The organism is Aeromonas sp. QDB11, assembly GCF_027705265.1.
Classification (GTDB): domain Bacteria; phylum Pseudomonadota; class Gammaproteobacteria; order Enterobacterales; family Aeromonadaceae; genus Aeromonas; species Aeromonas allosaccharophila.
Genome location: NZ_JAPDBM010000252.1, coordinates 1 through 503, shown reverse-complemented (window position 1 = coordinate 503; position 503 = coordinate 1). Strand labels below are relative to the sequence as shown.

General features: G+C 60.2%; 1 protein-coding gene. It reads right to left on the bottom strand.

Features of this window, described 5'->3' with window-relative positions; translation table 11 throughout:
* The coding region (gene istB / locus OKC40_RS22935; RefSeq protein ID WP_270797075.1) for an IS21-like element ISAs29 family helper ATPase IstB at positions 1-500 on the bottom strand (500 nt) is incomplete at its 3' end.
* Positions 501-503 lie beyond the last annotated feature (3 nt).

The window sequence follows — 503 nt, the reverse complement described above, 5'->3', positions numbered from 1 at the left end:
TCCAGGATCAGCAGCTCTATCCTTGCCAGTTGACCCAGCAGTCTGGCGTAACTGCCATCTACCTTGGCCTGGCTCAGCTCAAGTAGCAGACGCGGCAGCCGGTAGTAACGAGTGCTGTGCCCCTGCTGACAGGCTTGGTAGCCCAGCGCACAGGCTAGGTAGGTTTTTCCGCAGCCACAGGGGCCGGTAATGAGCAGGTTCTGGCCCCGGCGCAGCCACTCTCCTTGGGCCAGGTTTGCCACCTGTGACCGCTCCAGGTTGCGTGCAGACTGGTAGTCCACCTCTTGCACCGTGGCCTGGAGTTTGAGCCTCGCCTGCTTGACCAGCCGAGCTTGTTTACGCTGCTCCCGGCTCAGTTGTTCGTGTTCGACCAGCAGGCTTAGCCGCTCGATGAAGGGCAGCCCTTCGTAGGTACTTGCCTGTTCCAGTTGTTGTTGCACGGCATCCGCCATGCCAGTCAGTTTCAGGTGTCTCAAGCGGGTCAGCGTTTGTTGGGTCATGGG